At 43.3% G+C, this 19126-nt stretch carries 18 protein-coding genes; 8 read left to right on the top strand and 10 right to left on the bottom strand.

The genetic code is table 11. The annotated features are described in order from the left end of the window. Positions 1 to 127 precede the first annotated feature (127 nt). The 4 genes from rpoD to rpsU all read right to left on the bottom strand — a co-directional run bounded on the left by rpoD (position 128) and on the right by rpsU (position 4665). Complete coding sequence (gene rpoD, locus F0249_RS07095) at positions 128 to 1981, bottom strand: RNA polymerase sigma factor RpoD (protein ID WP_113799515.1); 1854 nt, start codon at positions 1979 to 1981, stop codon at positions 128 to 130. Between the two features lie 99 nt (positions 1982 to 2080). Further along, the gene (dnaG, locus tag F0249_RS07090; protein WP_171756226.1) at positions 2081 to 3826 is read right to left on the bottom strand and encodes a DNA primase; all 1746 of its coding nucleotides are present in this window, start codon (positions 3824 to 3826) and stop codon (positions 2081 to 2083) included. A 154-nt stretch (positions 3827 to 3980) separates the two neighbouring features. Beyond that, positions 3981 to 4424 carry a GatB/YqeY domain-containing protein gene (locus tag F0249_RS07085; protein ID WP_017051121.1) on the bottom strand — a complete coding sequence of 148 codons (444 nt, stop codon included), beginning with the start codon at positions 4422 to 4424 and terminating at the stop codon, positions 3981 to 3983. 25 nt (positions 4425 to 4449) lie between these two features. Further along, a complete protein-coding gene (gene rpsU / locus F0249_RS07080; RefSeq protein ID WP_004396009.1) occupies positions 4450 to 4665 on the bottom strand; it encodes a 30S ribosomal protein S21 in 216 nt (71 codons plus the stop codon). A 256-nt stretch (positions 4666 to 4921) separates the two neighbouring features. On the opposite strand from rpsU, the gene tsaD reads away from it, so the two are divergent. Next, the gene (gene tsaD, locus F0249_RS07075) at positions 4922 to 5938 is read left to right on the top strand and encodes a tRNA (adenosine(37)-N6)-threonylcarbamoyltransferase complex transferase subunit TsaD (RefSeq protein ID WP_136994185.1); all 1017 of its coding nucleotides are present in this window, start codon (positions 4922 to 4924) and stop codon (positions 5936 to 5938) included. A 191-nt stretch (positions 5939 to 6129) separates the two neighbouring features. Beyond that, positions 6130 to 6945, top strand: a complete 816-nt coding sequence (locus F0249_RS07070; protein WP_171756261.1) for an alpha/beta fold hydrolase — start codon at positions 6130 to 6132, stop codon at positions 6943 to 6945. A 130-nt stretch (positions 6946 to 7075) separates the two neighbouring features. Here the strand turns inward: F0249_RS07070 and plsY are convergent, their stop codons facing one another. Then, positions 7076 to 7681 carry a glycerol-3-phosphate 1-O-acyltransferase PlsY gene (gene plsY, locus F0249_RS07065; protein WP_113799506.1) on the bottom strand — a complete coding sequence of 202 codons (606 nt, stop codon included), beginning with the start codon at positions 7679 to 7681 and terminating at the stop codon, positions 7076 to 7078. A gap of 122 nt (positions 7682 to 7803) precedes the next feature. On the opposite strand from plsY, the gene folB reads away from it, so the two are divergent. The 3 genes from folB to F0249_RS07050 are packed head-to-tail and all read left to right on the top strand — an operon-like array spanning position 7804 to position 9497. Beyond that, positions 7804 to 8163, top strand: coding sequence for a bifunctional dihydroneopterin aldolase/7,8-dihydroneopterin epimerase (gene folB, locus F0249_RS07060; RefSeq protein WP_017051117.1), 360 nt, complete (start codon positions 7804 to 7806; stop codon positions 8161 to 8163). Beyond that, positions 8160 to 8657 carry a 2-amino-4-hydroxy-6-hydroxymethyldihydropteridine diphosphokinase gene (folK, locus tag F0249_RS07055; protein ID WP_171756225.1) on the top strand — a complete coding sequence of 166 codons (498 nt, stop codon included), beginning with the start codon at positions 8160 to 8162 and terminating at the stop codon, positions 8655 to 8657. Before folB ends, folK begins: the two co-directional genes overlap by 4 nt. 36 nt (positions 8658 to 8693) lie before the next feature. Then, a complete protein-coding gene (locus tag F0249_RS07050) occupies positions 8694 to 9497 on the top strand; it encodes an undecaprenyl-diphosphate phosphatase (RefSeq protein ID WP_017051115.1) in 804 nt (267 codons plus the stop codon). Between the two features lie 56 nt (positions 9498 to 9553). Here F0249_RS07050 and F0249_RS07045 read toward each other — a convergent pair whose 3' ends face one another. After that, on the bottom strand, positions 9554 to 10768 hold the full coding sequence (locus F0249_RS07045; RefSeq protein WP_171756224.1) for a multifunctional CCA addition/repair protein: 1215 nt from the start codon (positions 10766 to 10768) through the stop codon (positions 9554 to 9556). A gap of 86 nt (positions 10769 to 10854) precedes the next feature. On the opposite strand from F0249_RS07045, the gene F0249_RS07040 reads away from it, so the two are divergent. Next, positions 10855 to 12555, top strand: a complete 1701-nt coding sequence (locus F0249_RS07040) for an AAA family ATPase (RefSeq protein ID WP_171756223.1) — start codon at positions 10855 to 10857, stop codon at positions 12553 to 12555. After that, a complete protein-coding gene (locus F0249_RS07035; protein ID WP_171756222.1) occupies positions 12556 to 13506 on the top strand; it encodes a general secretion pathway protein GspB in 951 nt (316 codons plus the stop codon). It begins immediately after the preceding gene. Between the two features lie 130 nt (positions 13507 to 13636). On the opposite strand, the gene F0249_RS07030 is transcribed toward F0249_RS07035, so the two are convergent. The 3 genes from F0249_RS07030 to F0249_RS07020 all read right to left on the bottom strand — a co-directional run bounded on the left by F0249_RS07030 (position 13637) and on the right by F0249_RS07020 (position 16518). Further along, entirely contained in the window at positions 13637 to 14248 is a 612-nt protein-coding gene (locus F0249_RS07030) for a TIGR04211 family SH3 domain-containing protein (protein WP_017051111.1), read from the bottom strand. A 196-nt stretch (positions 14249 to 14444) separates the two neighbouring features. Beyond that, entirely contained in the window at positions 14445 to 15707 is a 1263-nt protein-coding gene (locus tag F0249_RS07025; protein ID WP_113799494.1) for an inorganic phosphate transporter, read from the bottom strand. A gap of 130 nt (positions 15708 to 15837) precedes the next feature. Beyond that, on the bottom strand, positions 15838 to 16518 hold the full coding sequence (locus F0249_RS07020) for a TIGR00153 family protein (protein WP_017051109.1): 681 nt from the start codon (positions 16516 to 16518) through the stop codon (positions 15838 to 15840). Positions 16519 to 16724: 206 nt separating this feature from the next. On the opposite strand from F0249_RS07020, the gene F0249_RS07015 reads away from it, so the two are divergent. Then, on the top strand, positions 16725 to 18242 hold the full coding sequence (locus F0249_RS07015) for an inorganic triphosphatase (RefSeq protein WP_171756221.1): 1518 nt from the start codon (positions 16725 to 16727) through the stop codon (positions 18240 to 18242). A gap of 58 nt (positions 18243 to 18300) precedes the next feature. On the opposite strand, the gene F0249_RS07010 is transcribed toward F0249_RS07015, so the two are convergent. After that, entirely contained in the window at positions 18301 to 19062 is a 762-nt protein-coding gene (locus F0249_RS07010) for a potassium channel family protein (RefSeq protein WP_171756220.1), read from the bottom strand. Positions 19063 to 19126 lie beyond the last annotated feature (64 nt).

Here is a 19126-nt window from a genome sequence, read left to right as displayed (position 1 = left end):
TAAATAGGGCATTTGCGCTTAGTTTTTATCCACTTAGACTAGTAGATACAAAAAAAGGTGAGCCAACGCTCACCTTTTTTAAATGTTGCTTATAAATCGTTCAAACTGTCGATTTCTTTACTAACGATTATTCGTCTAAGAAGCTACGCAGTGTTTCTGAACGACTTGGGTGACGCAGTTTACGAAGTGCTTTTGCTTCGATCTGACGGATACGCTCACGAGTAACGTCGAACTGCTTACCAACTTCTTCCAAAGTATGGTCAGTATTCATATCGATACCAAAACGCATGCGCAGTACTTTAGCTTCACGAGGAGTTAAGCCAGCAAGAACGTCTTTAGTTGCGCCACGTAGGCTTGTCGCCGTCGCAGAGTCTAAAGGTAGCTCTAGAGTTGTATCCTCGATGAAATCACCTAGATGCGAATCTTCGTCGTCACCGATTGGTGTCTCCATTGAGATTGGCTCTTTAGCAATTTTCAGTACTTTGCGGATCTTGTCTTCTGGCATCTGCATGCGTTCAGCAAGCTCTTCCGGTAACGGTTCACGGCCCATCTCTTGTAGCATTTGACGCGAGATGCGGTTTAGTTTGTTGATCGTTTCGATCATGTGAACTGGAATACGGATAGTACGCGCTTGGTCTGCAATAGAACGAGTAATTGCTTGACGGATCCACCACGTTGCATAAGTTGAGAACTTATAACCACGACGGTATTCAAACTTATCAACCGCTTTCATCAGACCGATGTTACCTTCTTGGATTAGATCCAGGAACTGTAGACCACGGTTGGTGTACTTTTTAGCAATTGAGATTACTAGACGTAAGTTTGCCTCAACCATCTCTTTCTTCGCACGACGAGCTTTAGCTTCACCGATAGACATGCGACGGCTGATGTCTTTAATGCTTTGAACCGTTAACGATGTTTCACGCTCAATGATGTTCAATTTTTGAATCGAACGGCGGATTTCGTATTCGTTACGCTTCACTTTTTCTGCGTATGGTTTACCAGAAGCAAGCACTTCATCTAACCATGCTTCACTAGATTCGTTACCAGTGAATAGCGCAACAAAAGATTTCTTCGGCATTTTTCCGTATTCAACGGTTTGACGGATGATCAAACGCTCTTGAGTACGAACACGGTCCATCGACGTACGAAGTTCTTTTACTAGGTAATCAAACTTTTTAGGCGTCAGACGGAATTCGCGGAAAACGTCTTGCATCAATTCTGTGGCTTTAGCTGCTTTTGCGCTGTCAGCACCATGTTCATTGATAGCAAGTTGACGATTCTGGTAGCTATTTCGAAGATCGGTAAATTTCTCTAGAGCAAGCTCTGGATCAATACCTGTATCTTCTTCTTCCTCATCCTCTTCGTCGTCTTCTTTATCTTCGCCTTCTTTATCTGCGTCTGCTAAATCTGTTTCAGCTAATTCAGAACCGATGTGAGTCGCGGTTGGAGCCGCAGTGCCATCGTCATTTGGATCAACGAAACCAGAGATAATATCGGTAAGACGAAGTTCTTCAGCAAGGACTTTATCAAACTGTTCAAGAATGTATGGAATAGTACCTGGGTATTCAGCCACAGAGGATTGAACTTGGTAAATACCATCTTCAATACGCTTTGCAATATCGATCTCGCCTTCACGAGTCAATAGCTCAACAGTACCCATTTCACGCATATACATGCGGACTGGATCAGTTGTACGGCCAATTTCGCTCTCTACACTAGATAGTGCAGCAGCGGCAGCTTCAGCTGCATCTTCATCTGTGACAGATTCGTCATCATTCAATGCAAGATCATCAGCATCAGGAGCAGTTTCAACTACCTTGATACCCATGTCATTGATCATTTGAATAATGTCTTCTACCTGCTCTGAATCAACGATCTCTTCAGGTAGGTGGTCATTTACTTCGGCGTAGGTCAGATAGCCTTGTTCTTTGCCTTTAATGACAAGTAATTTTAGCTGTGACTGCGGACTTTGATCCATAGACGATATCCAACTTCAAGTTCTGGTGGCGGAATTAGTATGCGAAATGCAAACCACTAATATTAACAAATTTATTCACTGCTGACTAATCAATCTGGGTTACGCTTTTAAATCTAGCATTAGTGCTAGTAGCTCCCGTTTCTCTTCGGCTGATAAACCGATACTTCTTGCTTTAGCCTGCAAGTTTTCAATTTGTTTTTCTACGCATTGGGCAAGAATTTTGTCCAATGAGTCTAAGAATAGATCTTCTTGGTTGTCTTCATCGAGTGGGATCTCCCAACTCGCAAGACGAGACAGAAGTGCCTCATGTTTGTTATTGCGCCAATGTTCTAATAATTGACCCGTGCTGATATGGGGATTCCCTCGACATTTATCAAGGACTTCTATCAATAAACTTAATCCCGGTAGTGTTAATTCTATGACACTGGATAAATCCGGTACCATATCAGCATAGCTTGGATTTTGAATAAGCAAAGCAATAACTTCGCGCATTGGAGTTCGCTTGATCTCTTTATGCGGTTGAGCTGTAGGCCGATTCTGCGGTTTTTTATGGGACTTGTTTTCCATAAAAACGCCGGTGCGTTCGCCTAGAATTTTAAACAACTGAGCTTGAAGAAAATTATCAGGAACTTTTTCTATCAATGGGGTTGCTAGTGCCGCTAATGCCGCTTTTCCTTCATTATTCCCAACTTTTACCTGGCTGGTTAAGTTAGTAAATAGATATTCAGAAAGCGGCGTCGCATTTTGTACTTCTTTTTCAAATGCTTCTTTACCAAATTGACGAATATAGCTATCTGGGTCTTCACCATCTGGTAAAAACAGGAACTTTAAAACATTGCCACTTTTAAGATAGCTTAGCGCATTCTCTAGTGCTCGCCATGCGGCTTCTCGGCCTGCTCTGTCACCATCGTAGCAACATACCACAGTGCTCGTTTGTCTAAACAGCATTTGGAGATGATCACCTGTGGTCGATGTGCCAAGCGATGCGACGGAATAATCAACCCCGTATTGCGCTAAGGCGACCACATCCATGTAACCTTCCACAACAAGAACTTGTGGTGGTTCTCGGTAGGCTTGAAGCACTTCATAAAGGCCATAGAGCTCTTTACCTTTATGGAATATAGGTGTTTCTGGTGAGTTAAGGTATTTCGGTGTTCCATCTCCAATGACTCTGCCACCAAATCCAATTACGCGCCCACGGCGATCTCTAATTGGAAACATCACGCGGCCTCGGAAGCGGTCGTAGCGATTACCGTTGTCATTTTCGATTAACATGCCACCAGTCACGAGCATCTCTTGTGCGTCTTTCTGCTGGCCGAAGTTTTTCCTTACTGCATCCCATTCATCAGCGACAAATCCGATACCAAACTTTTGTACAATCTCACCGGATAGACCGCGATCTTTAAGATACTCAATCGCATGTTTGTTTGCTGATTGTTTTAATTGAGAGCGATAAAATTGGCTAATACTGCCCATTAAATCGTATAAATTGCGCTTTTGCTCTGTGTTGGCTCTTGGCCCCGATGAAACACTGCCATTACGCTCTTCCCTTGGAACATCAAGGCTCAAGTAAGAGGCTAGCTCTTCAATCGCTTCAACAAACTCTAAGCGTTCGAACTCCATAATGAAATCAATGGCGTTGCCATGAACACCGCAACCAAAGCAGTGATAGAACTGTTTTTCTTGGCTAACACTAAAAGAGGGGGTCTTTTCATTATGGAAAGGGCAACATGCCCCGTAGTTCTTGCCTTTTTTCTTAAGTTTTACGCGTGCATCGACGATATCGACAATATCGAGGCGAGCGAGGAGGTCATCAATGAAACTACGCGGGATGTGTCCTGACATAAAACCTAAAATAAATAAGTGATGAAAGAAGAATTAAATCATTATTTGTAAACGAAAGATGAGAGCTTGCTCGGTTTAAAAATAAAGACTTCAGATACAAACAAGCCGTGCCTTCCAATGGATAGCACGGCTTGTTGCAATATAGCGCTGGATATTAAGCGAGTTTAGAACGAACTAAACCACTTACTTTACCCATGTCTGCACGCCCTTGAATTTGTGGTTTCAAGATAGCCATCACTTTACCCATGTCTTGCATGCCCGCAGGTGTAGATTCTGCAATTGCGCTTTCAACAAGAGCAACAACTTCATCTTCAGTTAGCGGTTGAGGCATAAAGCCTTCAAGTACAGTAATTTCTACTTGTTCCACGTCAGCAAGATCTTGACGACCCGCTGATTCATATTGAGCAACAGAATCGCGACGTTGTTTAACCATTTTTACCAGCACAGCAAGAATGTCTTCGTCGGTCAGAGTGATCTGCTCGTCGACTTCACGTTGCTTAATTGCTGAAAGGGCTAAACGAATAGTGCCAAGGCGCGGTTTGTCCTTGGCTTTCATCGCTAAAATTTGCTCTTTTTTGAGTTGTTCAATCAGAGCCATAACTCAGTCCTTATGGATTAAGTTATTAGTACAGGCGAACGCGACGTGCGTTTTCGCGAGCTAGCTTCTTAGCGTGACGCTTTTGAGCTGCTGCTTTAGCGCGTTTGCGAACTGTAGTTGGTTTTTCGTAATGCTCACGACGACGCACTTCAGAAAGGATACCTGCTTTTTCACAAGAGCGCTTGAAACGACGTAGTGCAACGTCGAACGGTTCGTTTTCACGTACTTTAACTATTGGCATATGCCTTTCACCTCAGGGGTTATTCATTATCGCTGGTTACTCATTTCCAAATCAGAGAAGTTGCCCATTAAGCTAACTCTCTATGTTGTTTGGTCTCTAACCAGCTTGATCAAAAATGGTGCGGAATTTTAATCCGATCACAGTGGCTTTGTAAAGCACTTTGTCGATTATAGTCTGTGCAAAATTTGTTTGAGAAGCCTCAACAAGGTAATATTGCGCTAATTTCCGATTTAAGACAAAGCGTGCTGAGAAAAATATGCGAATTATTGGTATCGAAACCTCTTGTGATGAAACAGGTATCGCTATTTATGACGATGAGAAAGGGCTGCTTTCTCACCAATTATATAGCCAAGTAAAGCTGCATGCTGATTATGGCGGTGTCGTACCTGAGCTAGCTTCTAGAGACCATGTAAAGAAGACCATCCCACTGATTAAAGCGGCGCTTGCTGAAGCTAATTTGACTAAAGATGATATCGATGGCGTTGCGTATACCGCAGGGCCTGGTTTAGTTGGTGCTTTATTGGTTGGTGCGACAATCGGTCGTAGCATGGCGTATGCGTGGGATGTTCCGGCTATTCCTGTTCATCATATGGAAGGGCACCTGCTTGCACCAATGCTAGAAGATACTCCACCACCGTTTCCTTTTGTTGCGTTGCTCGTTTCAGGCGGTCACACAATGATTGTTGAAGTTAAAGGGATTGGTGAATATAAAATTCTTGGTGAATCGATTGATGATGCGGCGGGTGAAGCGTTTGATAAAACCGCGAAACTCATGGGATTAGATTACCCAGGCGGTCCTCTGCTTTCTCGATTAGCTGAGAAAGGGACGCCGGGTCGTTTTAAATTCCCACGTCCAATGACAGATCGCCCTGGTTTAGACATGAGCTTTTCTGGTCTTAAAACATTTGCGGCAAACACGATTCGAGCAAATGACGACGATGACCAAACCCGCGCTGATATTGCATACGCCTTTCAGGAAGCGGTATGTGCGACCTTAGCAATAAAATGCAAGCGAGCTTTGATTGAAACGGGTATGAAGCGCATTGTCATTGCCGGTGGCGTGAGTGCGAATAAACAGCTAAGAGCAGAGTTAGAAGCACTGGCGAAAAAAATGGGCGGGGCGGTGTACTATCCTCGTACGGAATTTTGTACCGATAATGGTGCCATGATTGCTTACGCAGGTATGCAGCGTTTGAAAAATGGCGAAGTGGCGGATTTAGCTGTTCAGGCAACTCCTCGCTGGCCAATTGATCAACTTGAACCTGTAAAATAAGAGTCACTCTACTCATGAGTCATTACACGGTCGCTTTATCGCGGCCGTTTTATTTAGTGCTCAGGACTGTTTTATTTGGTGCTCAGAGAGGTTTCCGTAAAATATGAACGGGTTCCTTTAATACATGAGCTGATTCTCGTCAAACAGATGATAGTATTAACGTTTATAAAATAATAACAATGGATGAAATGATGAAAACATTTGCTGTAGATGGCCGCACCATGACCTATCAAGACGAAGGGCAAGGACCAGTGCTTCTTATGGGACATAGTTACCTATGGGATAGCAAAATGTGGGCACCTCAAGTTGAGGCATTGAGCCAATATTATCGTTGTATTGTGCCGGATCTTTGGGCGCATGGTGGGTCTGAATTTGCCCCTCAATCTACACGTAACTTAACGGATTACGCGAAGCAAATGTTAGCGCTAATGGATCACCTCGAAATAGATGAGTTCTCTGTTGTTGGGTTATCCGTAGGCGGAATGTGGGGCGCTGAATTAACGGCTCTGGCCCCATCGCGAGTAAAATCGCTAGTGATGATGGATACCTTTGTCGGGTTAGAGCCTGAGGTGACGCATAAAAAATATTTCACAATGTTAGATGCGATTACTCAGTTGAAACTGGTTCCTCAGCCAGTATTAGACTTAGTGGTACCGATGTTCTTCTCTAAGAACGTAAAACAGACCTCTCCAGCTTTAGTTGAAAATTTTTCGACTTATCTGCAATCTTTAAAAGGTGAGCAGGCAGAAGAAGTATCACGAATGGGGCGAATGATTTTTGGTCGCAGGGATTTGATTGAAGAGGTGGAAACTTTTGCTCTACCAACACTGATTGCGGTTGGTGCGGAAGATTCCCCAAGAACGCCTTTGGAATCTTACTTGATGAATGATGTGATTACTGGCAGTGAATTGGTCGTGATCCCCGCCGCTGGGCATATCAGTAATTTGGAACAACCTGGCTTTGTGACCGATATGCTGAAAACATTTTTGGCGAAAGTTCACCAATAGTAAGGTTTACCTACAGTAAATTTATTGCCGATTGAATTGATATTGCCGATTGAGTCAATATCAATTCAAGGTGCTTAAAGGTCTCAGTGAACTTAATGGTGATTGCACTATTGAGCGACAGAGGCCTTTTCTATTGATTAGACGATATTTTTTTCTCGCCAAATTTAGGTTCATTACCTTCAAGTAAACGACGAATGTTTTGATGGTGTCGTAACACAATCAAGCAGCAGAGCATGGCAACGGGTAGGGTGTAGTGAGGCTTTACGAGCCAAGTATAAAAAGGCGCTAACAGAACGGTAATGATGGCAGCTAAAGAAGAGTAGCGAAATAGAAAAGCGATCACTAACCATGTCAGCATGATCATGCCAGTAAGATCCAGTCCTATTGGCGCAATGGCACCTAATGCGGTCGCGACCCCTTTACCACCTTGAAAGTGAAAAAAGATGGGATACATGTGACCTAAACAGGCGGCAATCGCGACGACCCCTAATAATATAGGGTCAATGTTTAAGAAATACCCACCCCATACCGGGATCGTTCCTTTAAGCATATCGCAAATTAATACGGCAAATGCCGCGCCTTTGCCTCCAATTCTTAAAACATTGGTCGCCCCAGGGTTATTTGAGCCGACTCCCCTTGGATCCGGTAATCGTAAAAGACGGCAGATCAGCACGGCACTCGATATCGAGCCTAACAGATAGGCGGCAATAATCATGATGAGAGCCAAAGAAGTCATAGTGGTCCTTAAGGAGGGGAAATTAATGCTCAATCAAAGAGTAATTGATATCATATCCTGAATGGCAATAATAATACGATTTTTTACCCGCTTAGGGTATCCGACCTCTAAAGGGACAGTAAATGACATTGGATAAAGTTTTTATCGAGCAATTAGAAGTAATCACAACCATCGGTGTTTATGATTGGGAACAAGAAATAAAACAGAAGCTAGTTCTTGATATTGAAATGGCTCACGACAACCGCCCTGCGGGTAAAAGTGATGATGTAGTTGATGCTCTGGATTATTCAAAAGTGAGTACCGCAGTGTTGGAGCATATAGAAGGTGGGCGTTTTCTACTGGTTGAACGCGTTGCAGAAGAGATTGCGGAATTAATTATGTCTCGCTTTTCAGTGCCTTGGGTTAAAATCCGTTTAGCGAAACCTGGAGCTGTACCACAAGCAAAATCTGTTGGTGTTGTGATAGAGCGAGGCGCGGCATGAACACCGTGTATGTTGGTGTCGGAACCAACATAGAACGAGATAAGCATGCCCAAGCGGCATGGGATGAGCTTGCTCTTCTAGGGGAACAACTACGCTCATCGCCAGTATATGAGTGCGAACCTGTTGGTTTTGATAGCCACGCTTTTTACAACTTTGTCATTGAGCTAAAAACGGATCGCTCTTTAACTGAATTCTCACTTTTGCTTCGTCAAATCGAGCTAAAATGGGGGCGTTTAGAGAATGCTCATAAATATCAAGATCGTAATTTAGATCTTGATATCGTGTTGTTTGGTGATGTGATTTCTCAATCTTCACCAGAGTTGCCGCGCAGTGATATTTTTAAATATCCATTCGTTACTCAGCCGCTTTATGATTTATGCCCAGAGAAGATCATCCCTTCTGACGGGCGAAGCGTGGCACAAATCTATCAACAGATGGATAACCTCGATTCATTGCAAGCTGTAAGTCTATGTTTTAACCAAGACTTCAAATAAAACCAAAGGTCTAAGGCCTAATAATAAGAGTAAAAAATGAGTTATATAGAAGCGTTTATTTTGGCACTCATTCAGGGCTTAACTGAATTCTTACCGATCTCTAGTTCAGCCCACTTGATTTTACCATCGGCCATTTTGGGTTGGGAAGATCAAGGTTTAGCGTTCGATGTTGCTGTTCATGTGGGAACTCTAGCGGCCGTAGTGATCTACTTTAGAAAAGAGGTCGTGACACTGTTTGGTGCACTATTTGGATCCATCTTCAAAGGCGATCGCAGTAAAGAGGCGAAACTGGCTTGGATGATCGTACTTGCGACGATCCCTGCTTGTGTCTTTGGTTTATTGATGAAAGACATTGTTGAACTTTACTTACGCAGTGCGTGGGTAATTGCGACTACCACGATTATTTTTGGCTTATTATTGTGGTGGGTTGATAAGAACTCATCGCTGGCTGATGATGAATACCAAGCTGGTTGGAAAAAAGCCTTGTTTATTGGTATTGCTCAAGCAATGGCGATTATTCCTGGAACGTCTCGCTCAGGTGCGACCATCACCGCCGCGCTGTATTTAGGTTTTACTCGTGAGGCTGCCGCGCGTTTCTCATTCTTAATGTCGATTCCAATCATCGCTCTTGCTGGTGGCTATCTAGGGCTTAAGCTTGTCATTAGTGGCGATCCGGTTCATGTCGGTTTCTTGTTGACGGGGATTGTCACGTCATTCATTAGTGCCTATATCTGTATTCATTTCTTCCTAAAGCTCATTTCACGCATGGGTATGATGCCGTTCGTTATCTACCGCTTACTACTTGGTGGTGGTTTGATAGCATTTTTGCTGATGAACTAGAGAGATACTCAAGCATCTAGAAAAGGCTCACGATTAATCGTGAGCCTTTTTTATAGTCAGACGATTGAGGCGATGGTTTCTACTCTTCTTTTTTCCATCTCATCTCTGATCTGTTTACCTTGAAAGCCGTCAGCGATGATTGATTGCACTTGAACGGTGAGGGCTTGGCGATAAGCCTTTTCAAAACGATCTCGTTGAGGGTATGGATTCTCTTCACACCCTTTCCGACCTGCGTGATCCGCTTGGCAACAGATGAGAATATCATTGAATCTTTCAGGTTTGCGCCAGACATCAAACTTATTAAGGATCTTCAATATCGTTGCTGGCTTAAGCTCCATCGCGCGGTGAATATTGGTATGTTGTTCGCATACTAAAAGGGCAAGATCTTTAAATTCATTAGGAATTCGAACCCGATCTGACAGCGATTGGATGAGCTTGATACCCGTATGACAATGCATTTTGTGGCTCGGCCATTCGCTTTTAGGCGTCACGCCTTTGCCTAAATCGTGCAGTTGAGCGGCGAGGCGTACGGGTAACGACGGGCTGAGTATAGCGGCCTGTTGTGCGACCATTAAAGTATGAATGCCAGTGTCTATTTCTGGGTGCCACTTCTCAGGCTGGGGAACGCCAAATAAAGCGTCAATTTCAGGCAATACCGCTGCCAATGCACCGCATTCTCTTAGAGTCGAAAGAAAGACTTCAGGGTTCTGAGTGCTGAGTGATTTATGCCACTCTTGCCAAACTCTTTCTGGTGTCAAGTGTGCAAGCTCACCAGAACGGACAATATCTCTCATTAAGTTGAGAGTCTCATCGGCAACTCGAAAACCAAGGTGAGCCAGTTTTGCCGCAAAGCGTGCGACTCTTAATACTCTGAGAGGATCTTCAACGAAAGCGTGAGAAACATGGCGAAGAATGCGGTTGTTGAGATCATCCTTACCGCCGTAAGGATCGATAAGATCACCATTTTGGGCTTGAGCTATCGCATTGATTGTCAGATCGCGGCGTTGTAGATCGTCCTCTAAAGAGACATCTGGTGAAAAGTGGCATTCGAATCCAGTATATCCAGCTGATGTTTTTCTTTCCGTTCGAGCAAGAGCATGTTCCTGCTTAGTTTTGGGATGCAAAAAGACAGGGAAATCTTTACCTACGGGTGTATAACCTTGTTTGATCATCTCTTCTGGGCTCGAACCAACAACCACCCAATCTTGATCATAAACGTCAATATTCAACAATCGATCGCGAACTGCGCCGCCAACTAAGTAAACTTGCACGTATTACCTCTAATTTTTTCAGATGCTGTTGGACATTGTAGCAAGCAATGGTACTTTCCTTTAACCATGATTGTAGAGACGAGAGTATGTATAAGGATTTTTTTGGATTTAATGAGGCACCATTTTCGATTGTGCCAAACTCTCGTTATCTTTTCTTAAGCCAACGTCACCAAGAAGCGATGCAGCATTTACAAGCCGGACTGGGTGATGGCGGTGGTTTTGCCATGCTTACTGGTGAAGTGGGGACGGGGAAAACAACGGTTGCTCGTGCAATGCTGGCTAATTTAGATAGCAGTACGAAAGCGGGTTTGATTTTAAATCCCACCTTCTCAAGCTCTGACTTGCTTGAAGCCATTTGTGATGAATTTTCACTAAAGTATCCAGAGCAAGCGAGCCTTAAACAACTTAGTCAAACGATCAGTCATTACTTGATTGAAAACCATGGTAAAAATATCCAAACCCTGCTGGTGATTGATGAAGCCCAACACCTAGCAGCTGAAGTGCTAGAACAACTACGTTTATTAACCAACCTTGAGACAGACCAACGTAAGCTGTTAAAAGTACTGTTGGTTGGCCAACCTGAGTTACAACAACAACTGCAAACGACTCAGCTTCGTCAACTTGCCCAGCGCATCACAGGGCGTTATCACTTGCTTCCTTTAAACGTAAGTGAGACCGGGCAATATATCGATTTTAGAATCAAAATGGCGGGTGGTTCTCGTGACATCTTCCAAGCGAGTTCAATAAAGGTTATCGCGCAAGCAACGCAGGGCATTCCAAGGTTAATTAACTTAGTGTGTGATAAATCTTTGCAATACGCCCATCATCATGGGGAGCCTAACTTGAGTGTGCAGACGGTGAAGCGAGCATGTCATGATGTCATGCAGTATCAAGTTTCTCCGCATGGCAGTGATATCAATCATTCGAAAAAGTCATCTCGCCAAGCACTCAGCACTCAGCCTGTATGGAAATATTTAAGTGCACTCTCGCTTGGGTCTGTATTAGCGGTTGCAAGCTATAACGTGGTTTTGCCATACATTGATGTCATAGGGAAAGAAGCTCAACAAGGTACAATTTCAACCGTTCAGATGACGGCTCAACAACAAAATATTGACTCAAAAGACGATGGCGATGCTGGTTTAAATGCTACGACTGCTGATGATAATGAGATTGCCATCCCCGCTGAACTTGTGAATGTCTTGCAAAAAGGCGCAAGCCAAGTAGAAGCAATACAAGAGCTGTATAAGTTATGGGGCTATCAGGCATCCGTACGAGACGGATTATGTACTGAAAACCTACAAAGCCTGTTTATCTGTGATACGAAGAAAGGGCGCTTAGTGGACTTAATCAAACAACAAACCCCAGTTGTTTTACTGTTGAGTTATAACCATGAAGAGTTGTATGCCGTGCTTTATGCCGCATCAAAGGATCAGGTTGAAATTTTGATTGGGCAGCAACGAGTACAGATGTCATCATCTATGCTTCAAAGCTTATGGAGTGGTGGATATTACGCCATTTGGAAGAGTGAATTGCGCGAAACGTTAAAAAAATCTCAACGCAGTGAGAAGGTTCGAATTCTCGAACGCAAGCTTTCTATCGTACTTGGAGAGCCATCACTCGATAGTCCATACTTTGATAGTAATGTTGAACAGAAAGTGAAAACGTTCCAACGTTGGCAAAATATGTCGGTCGATGGCATTGCGGGCAAGCAGACGTTGCAACGTTTAGAGCTGTTAGCTCAACCCGATGCGCCTAAACTACGCACGATTGAACCGGAGGTGGCGTAAATGTCACAAGTCATGAGTGCATTACAGGATTCAGAGCAAAGCAGACAGGCAATGTTGACTCCTTATCAAAATCTTTCTAACGAGCGAAATGAAGAGCATGGGCCTCAGCTCAAATTGTCTTATATGCTGATGCTTGGGGTACTTCCTATCGTTGCGGTGGCTAGTTATTTAGGGCTCGAAGCTTATCGTGCTAACGGGGTGCGCCTGATTAGCGAGCAGCACCCGATAGTCAATGCCGCTGCTATTCAAGCGGATACTCCAATTCGGATTCAGGCTCAAAGCCAAGCTCAAGAGCAAGGCCAAAATGCAGTCAAAACGGTGAACGCCTCAGTAAAGGAAAAATCGGAGTTCAAATTACTGAGCTATCCAACTTATTCTCAACTTGAGCCTACCCCTCAGTTAGTTGATATTGAGAGTCTCGATGATACTTCGCTCTCTTCCGCAATAGTGCCTGTAGCCGATTCTAAGAGTGTTGAACCATCTGATGAGGCATTAACGAAGTTAGACCGACTAACAGCACCAGAGCTCACGTCCCCACCTCTTAAGGAGAATCCGGACGCGCCTCTTTCAATGGATCAAAATATGGGATTAGAGGAGCTAGACTTAAGTTCTCTATCACCGGAGTTAGCCTTGAAGTTTCAGTCGGCTTTACAGGCAACGGCAGACTCAGACTCATTCAGCGCCAGTGAGAAGCTATTTAATCGTGAAACCATCGATATAGACAAGACTGGCGATCAATATCGTGGTCGCTTGCCTGCGCTGAACTTGCAGACTCATATGTACTCGAGTGACAGCCAGAGACGCTGGGTAAAAATTAATGATCATGAATATAGCGAAGGGGATTGGATCGAGAATCAAATTCAGCTATTGAAAATCAAACCACAATCGGTGATCGTTGAATTTGAAGAGCAACTACTTGAACTTCCTGCTTTGTATGAATGGCAAGGTTAAGCGCTGATATCGGTGTTTGTGTCTACGCTTGAAGTGATGCATAACAAATGTTTAAGCGATTAAAAAAGGTCACTCCAGTTAGGGTGACCTTTTATCTTTTTACTACCGCAATACGATTAGAGTATTGTTATTATGCCCAGCCGTTTGGTGCTTTTTTACGGCGAGGGATAATGTGAGGAAGTAGTAAACCAAGAAGCAAACCAATACCTGCAACACCACCACCGTAAGTGAAGTATTTCAGTAGCAAATCATCTTTCTGAGTATCAAGCTTGGCACGTAACTCTCGATTCTCTGTTTGAGAAGAGGTGAGCTTTTGGCTGATATCGCTGTAGCTCTGTTCTAAATCTGAAATCTGTTTATTACGAGTCGCAAGTGAGTCCGCAAGACCCGCTTTTTCATTGTCCGCATTTTTACGTGCGTTAGCTAAAAGTGCCTTAACATCGGTGAGCTCTTTTTCTAACTTAGGCAAACGGATCGCCATGCTTTCTTTGCGAGTGATGAACTTGCTTTCAACCCAGCCTTTGCGACCTTTAGCATCAACGATTTCGCTAAAGCCAGTCTGTTTGTTTGTTTTGATGAACTTTACTTTATCACCAGCGTCAACACTTCCGATAATGCGGAAAGTGTTATTTGGGCCAGAATGTAGGTAAGTAAAGAGCTTGTCAGCAATATAACGGTCTTGAGCAAAGGCTGCAGGGGCAGCGAGAACAGCAAACAAAACCATACAGATCAGTTTTTTCACAGTAAATCCCTTAACAATTCAAATTGGGAGGCCATTGTCTTAATTCTAGCCTTCATATTTTCTTAGCGAATAGTATGAACTTTCTTATTCTCGTGCAACAAAGAAGGGAGGCAAAGCCTCCCTTTCTGTGCGATTGAGTCAATAATGACATAGTATTTACATAGAAATACTATATTGGACTCATTTCTAATATGGCTTAAGCGGCGAAAGCGGCTTGGATAGCATAGAAGAAGATAACCGCAAGCAAAGCCCCTGCTGGTAGCGTCACAATCCAAGATGCCACGATATTTCGTACCACACCTAAGTTAAGTGCTGCAATACCACGAGCAAAGCCTACACCCAACACCGCACCAACAAGTGTCTGTGTGGTTGAGATTGGAAGGCCAGTACCAGATGCCAAAACAACAGTACATGCAGTTGCTAGTTGAGCAGCAAAGCCACGGCTAGGTGTTAGTTCTGTAATACCAGTACCAACAGTCGCCATTACTTTATGACCCATGGTTGCAAGACCAACTACAATACCGATACCACCTAGAGGTAGAATCCACCAAGCAATGTTACTTTTAGCAGTAAGCTCGCCCATGTTTTCAACCGTAGAAACGACAGCAGATAGAGGACCGATTGCGTTTGCCACATCGTTAGAACCGTGAGCAAATGCCATAGCACATGCCGTGATAACCATTAACACGCTGAAAATACCTTCAACGCCCGAAAACCCGTGGTCTTCTTCGCGGTTAGCAAATTTGTGTTTGATGTATAAGAAACCACCAACCATGACTAGAGTGGAGAAAGCCGCAGCCCAAACCCACGCTTCAGTATTGCTTAGGTGAAGACCAACGTGTTTAAGACCTTTCTTAATCGTCACTAATGCAATCACCATCGTCGTGATGAACATGTATACAGGGACGAATCGTTTAGCATTAAACAGAGGGTTTTCAGTATCAAATATCAGTCGCTGGGCGCTGACAAAGATGACATAAGCGAAGAAACCGGAAATAACAGGAGTAATAATCCAACTTCCGACAATACCTTGAACTGAATCCCAGTCAACCGCTTCAGTACCCACTGAAACACATGCAAAACCGATGATTGCACCGATAATAGAGTGAGTTGTTGAAACAGGCCAGCCCATGTAAGAAGCGAGTAATAGCCATGTACCTGCAGCTAAAAGCGCAGACATCATGCCATAGACAAGCACATCAGGCTGATCAGCAAATAGAGATGTTTCGATAACACCTTTACGGATTGTGTCTGTAACTTCACCACCGGCAAGATAAGCGCCAGCAAATTCAAAGATCATTGCAATAATGATCGCTTGTTTAACGGTTAATGCTTTAGAGCCAACAGATGTACCCATCGCATTGGCAACATCGTTTGCACCAATACCAATAGCCATCAAGAAACCGAAAGCGGCTGCAACAATAATCAGGACAGTGCCGTAATTCGCAAGGATATCCATCGCGTAATACCTAGTTGTTTGATAACAAGCGGAACAAATTTAGACGCAAAAAAACACTCAGCGAGGAAATGACCATCGCATAAGTAAATTGGGTTAAAAAATGCTCTTCGTTATATGGTTAACTTATGATTTAAGATCGAGAAAGCATAACTTCAAGACGAGCGCCTACGCGCTGAGCTTGATCTGCAATGCCGCCGACCCATTCAAGAATTTTATACAGGAACATGATGTCGATAGGATTGTGGTCTGCTTCTATTGCCATTAATTGTTGGCGAAGAACAATCTGTATCGCGTCCGTATCATCTTCAATCACATCCAGTTGATTGATCATTTCAGCTACAAGTGTGACTTCGCGGCCTTTGAATCCTGTTTCCAATAACTCATCGAGCTCATTAATTACTTTCTGAGCTTGATTTGCTGCGTCTAAGCAACGCTTGACGTAAGCAATGAAGTTTTCTTGCATCACTTCAGGAATGACAAGTTGACGGCCATATACACGACCAGAAATGTCTTTCGCGAGGTTGGCGAGTTTATCTTGCTGAGTTAATAGCTCCAACATATCGGTGCGATCAACGGGCATGAATAAACCACGAGGAAGTTTAAGACGAATTTCGCGCTTGAGTACGTCAGCTTCTTTCTCTAGGTGAGAAATTTGAGCGCGAATTTCTGCTGCTTTTTCCCAGTCACCTTTTGAACTGACTTCAAAAAAATTGACTAGGTGAGAGCAACATTCATTTACGCACACAACGTGGCGCTGCAAAGGCTTAAGAGGGGACTTTGCAAATAACCCCATAATTGTATTTACTGGCATGGTCATCCAACCTAATAAATAATAACCTTAAAAAAACATACACCATATTCAGGTGAAATGTTGAGCGATGGCTACAAAGTCGCGCATGTTAACCCAATCAATCACGCATTAAAACTGTTTTAGATCATCAATCGGTCGAAATTTCTGACTTGCCCACATTTCAAATAGGCAATATCCTATTCTTATCTTCATTGAAAGGCATCACTATGGAAACCGAGATAGAACTGAAGTTTTTTGTTTCTCCAGATTTTTCAGAGACTTTACAGCGTAAAATCTCTGATACCAAAGTACTTCAGCAAAGTTGTCGTAATTTAGGCAACACTTATTTTGATACTCCAGATAACTGGTTACGTAAGCATGATACGGGTTTGCGTATTCGACGTTTTGATGACGTTTTTGTGCAAACCGTAAAAACTGCGGGTCGCGTTGTTGCGGGTTTGCATCAGAGACCAGAGTATAATGCTGAGCACGATAGCAATACTCCGAAGCTCTCTCTTCACCCTCAAGATATCTGGCCAAAAGATAAAGATATCGACACATTACAATCTGAACTTTTCCCTCTCTTTTCGACCAACTTCACTCGTGAACAGTGGTTGGTGAGCATGCCTGATGGTAGCCAAGTGGAAGTGGCTTTTGATCAAGGGGAAGTCGTCGCAAACGAGAAGCAAGATCCCATTTGCGAAGTTGAACTAGAACTTAAATCGGGGCAAACCGATGCACTCTTTACTTTAGCTCGCCTGTTTAGTGATGAAGGTGGCATGCGTCTGGGGAACTTGAGTAAAGCAGCCAAAGGCTACCGACTTGCACAAGGTTATGCAGGTGATGAAGTGAAAGCATTAACTTTGGTGAATACCGATCAAAATGACACGGTTGAATCCTGCTTTATTCAATCATTGGAACATGCCCTTTCACATTGGCATTATCACGAGCAGATTTACACTGAGCGTGAGTCTATAAAAGCACTGCATGAAATCAGCCATTCCATTAGCTTTATTCGTCAAACACTGACGATTTATGGTGGTATTGTTCCACGTAGAGCGAGTGCGATTATTCGTCAAGAGCTCAAGTGGCTTGAAGAAGAGCTGTCTTGGCTAAAAATGTACGATTATTTAGATGACTTGCTTGAAGATAAAGGGCATGTCTTACGGAAACTTGATGCTCGTAAATTTTTAGTCGCTGAACTGCAAGAGCAACAAGTTCAACTACCAGATAGAGAGAGCATACTGACGTTACTCAGCTCCGCTCGTTATACTGGTTTGTTGCTTGATCTTAGCCGTTGGATCTTAACTCGTGGCTGGCAGCCGTTTTTAGATGATAAAGCTCGTGAACAGATGTCGGGAAATATCAAGCCTTTCTCTGTACAGCAGCTTGATCGCACATGGGCTGAACTGATGGAAGCCTTTCCGCCAGAATGTACCTTAACCAGTCAAGACTATGTAGAGCAGCAATATCGTTTGATGCGTAATTTATACACAGGTGTCGGTTTTGCTAGCTTATATGATGTAGAAGAGCGCAATACCTTCCGATTACCGTGGGCTGATTTGATCCAAGGGATCGATGACCTGTTAATGCTTAAACCATTAGAGCAGTGTATTAACTTATTGCAAGGTGATGAGAAAGAGCAGTTAGAGCGTTGGTTGGCAAGGCAAGAGGTTTCAATCTTGCATGCCATGGAACAAACTCGCCAAATTAGTGTTGAAGTTGAGCCGTATTGGCAAGACTGATAAAGACCAGCGTACTGCTTTGCCATTCATTAAAATAGAAATAAGGAACTTCGGTTCCTTATTTTTTTTCGTCTGAATTCATCTGCTCTATCTTTTCAAGCCGTTGCAAAATTTGTTGCTGTTGGGCAACTATCTGCTCAAGTAGCTTCTCTTTATTTTCAGAACGTTGATTTTGAGTATGGCTTGGAGAGGTGATAAGCGAAGTAATCAAACCAGAAATCATACCAAAAATCCCCACACCACAGATGATGATCCCAGAGGCTAATAACTTTCCTTCTAGCGTGATCGGGTAGTGATCGCCATATCCAACGGTTGAGATGGTAACAAAAGCCCACCACAAGGCATCACTTGCCGTTTGAATGTTTGAGTCTGGATTTTGTCCCTCTATCGCTAGCATCATTCCAGAGCCAACGGTGAGTAGAATCACAAGCAAAAGAATAATTGAGGCGAGAGTGGTTTCTCTTTTATTCGCTAATAGCTGTTTTAGAACGGTTCTTCCGGACCGAATCACTAAAATTACGCGCAAAATATGGAATAAGCGGCCAAATCGTAAAGGTTCAATCATCGGAATGCTGGCGATAAAATCGATCCAGTGATGCTTAAGATATTGCTTCCGATCATCTGAACGGATGAGATCAATGGTGAGCTGTAAAATAAAAATACTGCAAATGATAAAATCTAAACCGATAAATATTCCCTTAGCTTTACTCTCCGGTGGCATAAACAATAAGGCTGAGATCACAAATAACGCTAAGAAAGATAAAATTAGTGACAATAAGCTCATAGGCTTGGTGTCGTCTTTGGTACTATATGTTTTCATACGAAGCTCGAAATAAATCGTAAATAGATGATTAAAAATCTTTTTAACGAAAATAAATATTCAG

The organism is Vibrio sp. 03-59-1 (assembly GCF_013114135.1).
In the GTDB taxonomy this organism is placed as follows: domain Bacteria; phylum Pseudomonadota; class Gammaproteobacteria; order Enterobacterales; family Vibrionaceae; genus Vibrio; species Vibrio cortegadensis.
Note: the sequence above shows the minus strand (reverse complement) of the source record. Positions and strands in the feature narration are given on the sequence as shown.

Bases quoted from the DNA above. Each gene is read 5' to 3' on its own strand.
- tsaD (WP_136994185.1), top strand. From the start codon at position 4,922: ATGCGAATTATTGGTATCGAAACCTCTTGTGATGAAACAGGTATCGCT.
- F0249_RS07085 (WP_017051121.1), bottom strand. From the start codon at position 4,424: ATGGCTCTGATTGAACAACTCAAAAAAGAGCAAATTTTAGCGATGAAA.
- F0249_RS07020 (WP_017051109.1), bottom strand. From the start codon at position 16,518: ATGCCAGTAAATACAATTATGGGGTTATTTGCAAAGTCCCCTCTTAAG.
- plsY (WP_113799506.1), bottom strand. From the start codon at position 7,681: ATGACTTCTTTGGCTCTCATCATGATTATTGCCGCCTATCTGTTAGGC.
- F0249_RS07010 (WP_171756220.1), bottom strand. From the start codon at position 19,062: ATGAAAACATATAGTACCAAAGACGACACCAAGCCTATGAGCTTATTG.
- folK (WP_171756225.1), top strand. From the start codon at position 8,160: ATGAACACCGTGTATGTTGGTGTCGGAACCAACATAGAACGAGATAAG.
- F0249_RS07040 (WP_171756223.1), top strand. From the start codon at position 10,855: ATGTATAAGGATTTTTTTGGATTTAATGAGGCACCATTTTCGATTGTG.
- dnaG (WP_171756226.1), bottom strand. From the start codon at position 3,826: ATGTCAGGACACATCCCGCGTAGTTTCATTGATGACCTCCTCGCTCGC.
- F0249_RS07025 (WP_113799494.1), bottom strand. From the start codon at position 15,707: ATGGATATCCTTGCGAATTACGGCACTGTCCTGATTATTGTTGCAGCC.
- rpoD (WP_113799515.1), bottom strand. From the start codon at position 1,981: ATGGATCAAAGTCCGCAGTCACAGCTAAAATTACTTGTCATTAAAGGC.
- F0249_RS07035 (WP_171756222.1), top strand. From the start codon at position 12,556: ATGTCACAAGTCATGAGTGCATTACAGGATTCAGAGCAAAGCAGACAG.
- F0249_RS07050 (WP_017051115.1), top strand. From the start codon at position 8,694: ATGAGTTATATAGAAGCGTTTATTTTGGCACTCATTCAGGGCTTAACT.
- rpsU (WP_004396009.1), bottom strand. From the start codon at position 4,665: ATGCCAATAGTTAAAGTACGTGAAAACGAACCGTTCGACGTTGCACTA.
- F0249_RS07015 (WP_171756221.1), top strand. From the start codon at position 16,725: ATGGAAACCGAGATAGAACTGAAGTTTTTTGTTTCTCCAGATTTTTCA.
- F0249_RS07070 (WP_171756261.1), top strand. From the start codon at position 6,130: ATGAAAACATTTGCTGTAGATGGCCGCACCATGACCTATCAAGACGAA.
- folB (WP_017051117.1), top strand. From the start codon at position 7,804: ATGACATTGGATAAAGTTTTTATCGAGCAATTAGAAGTAATCACAACC.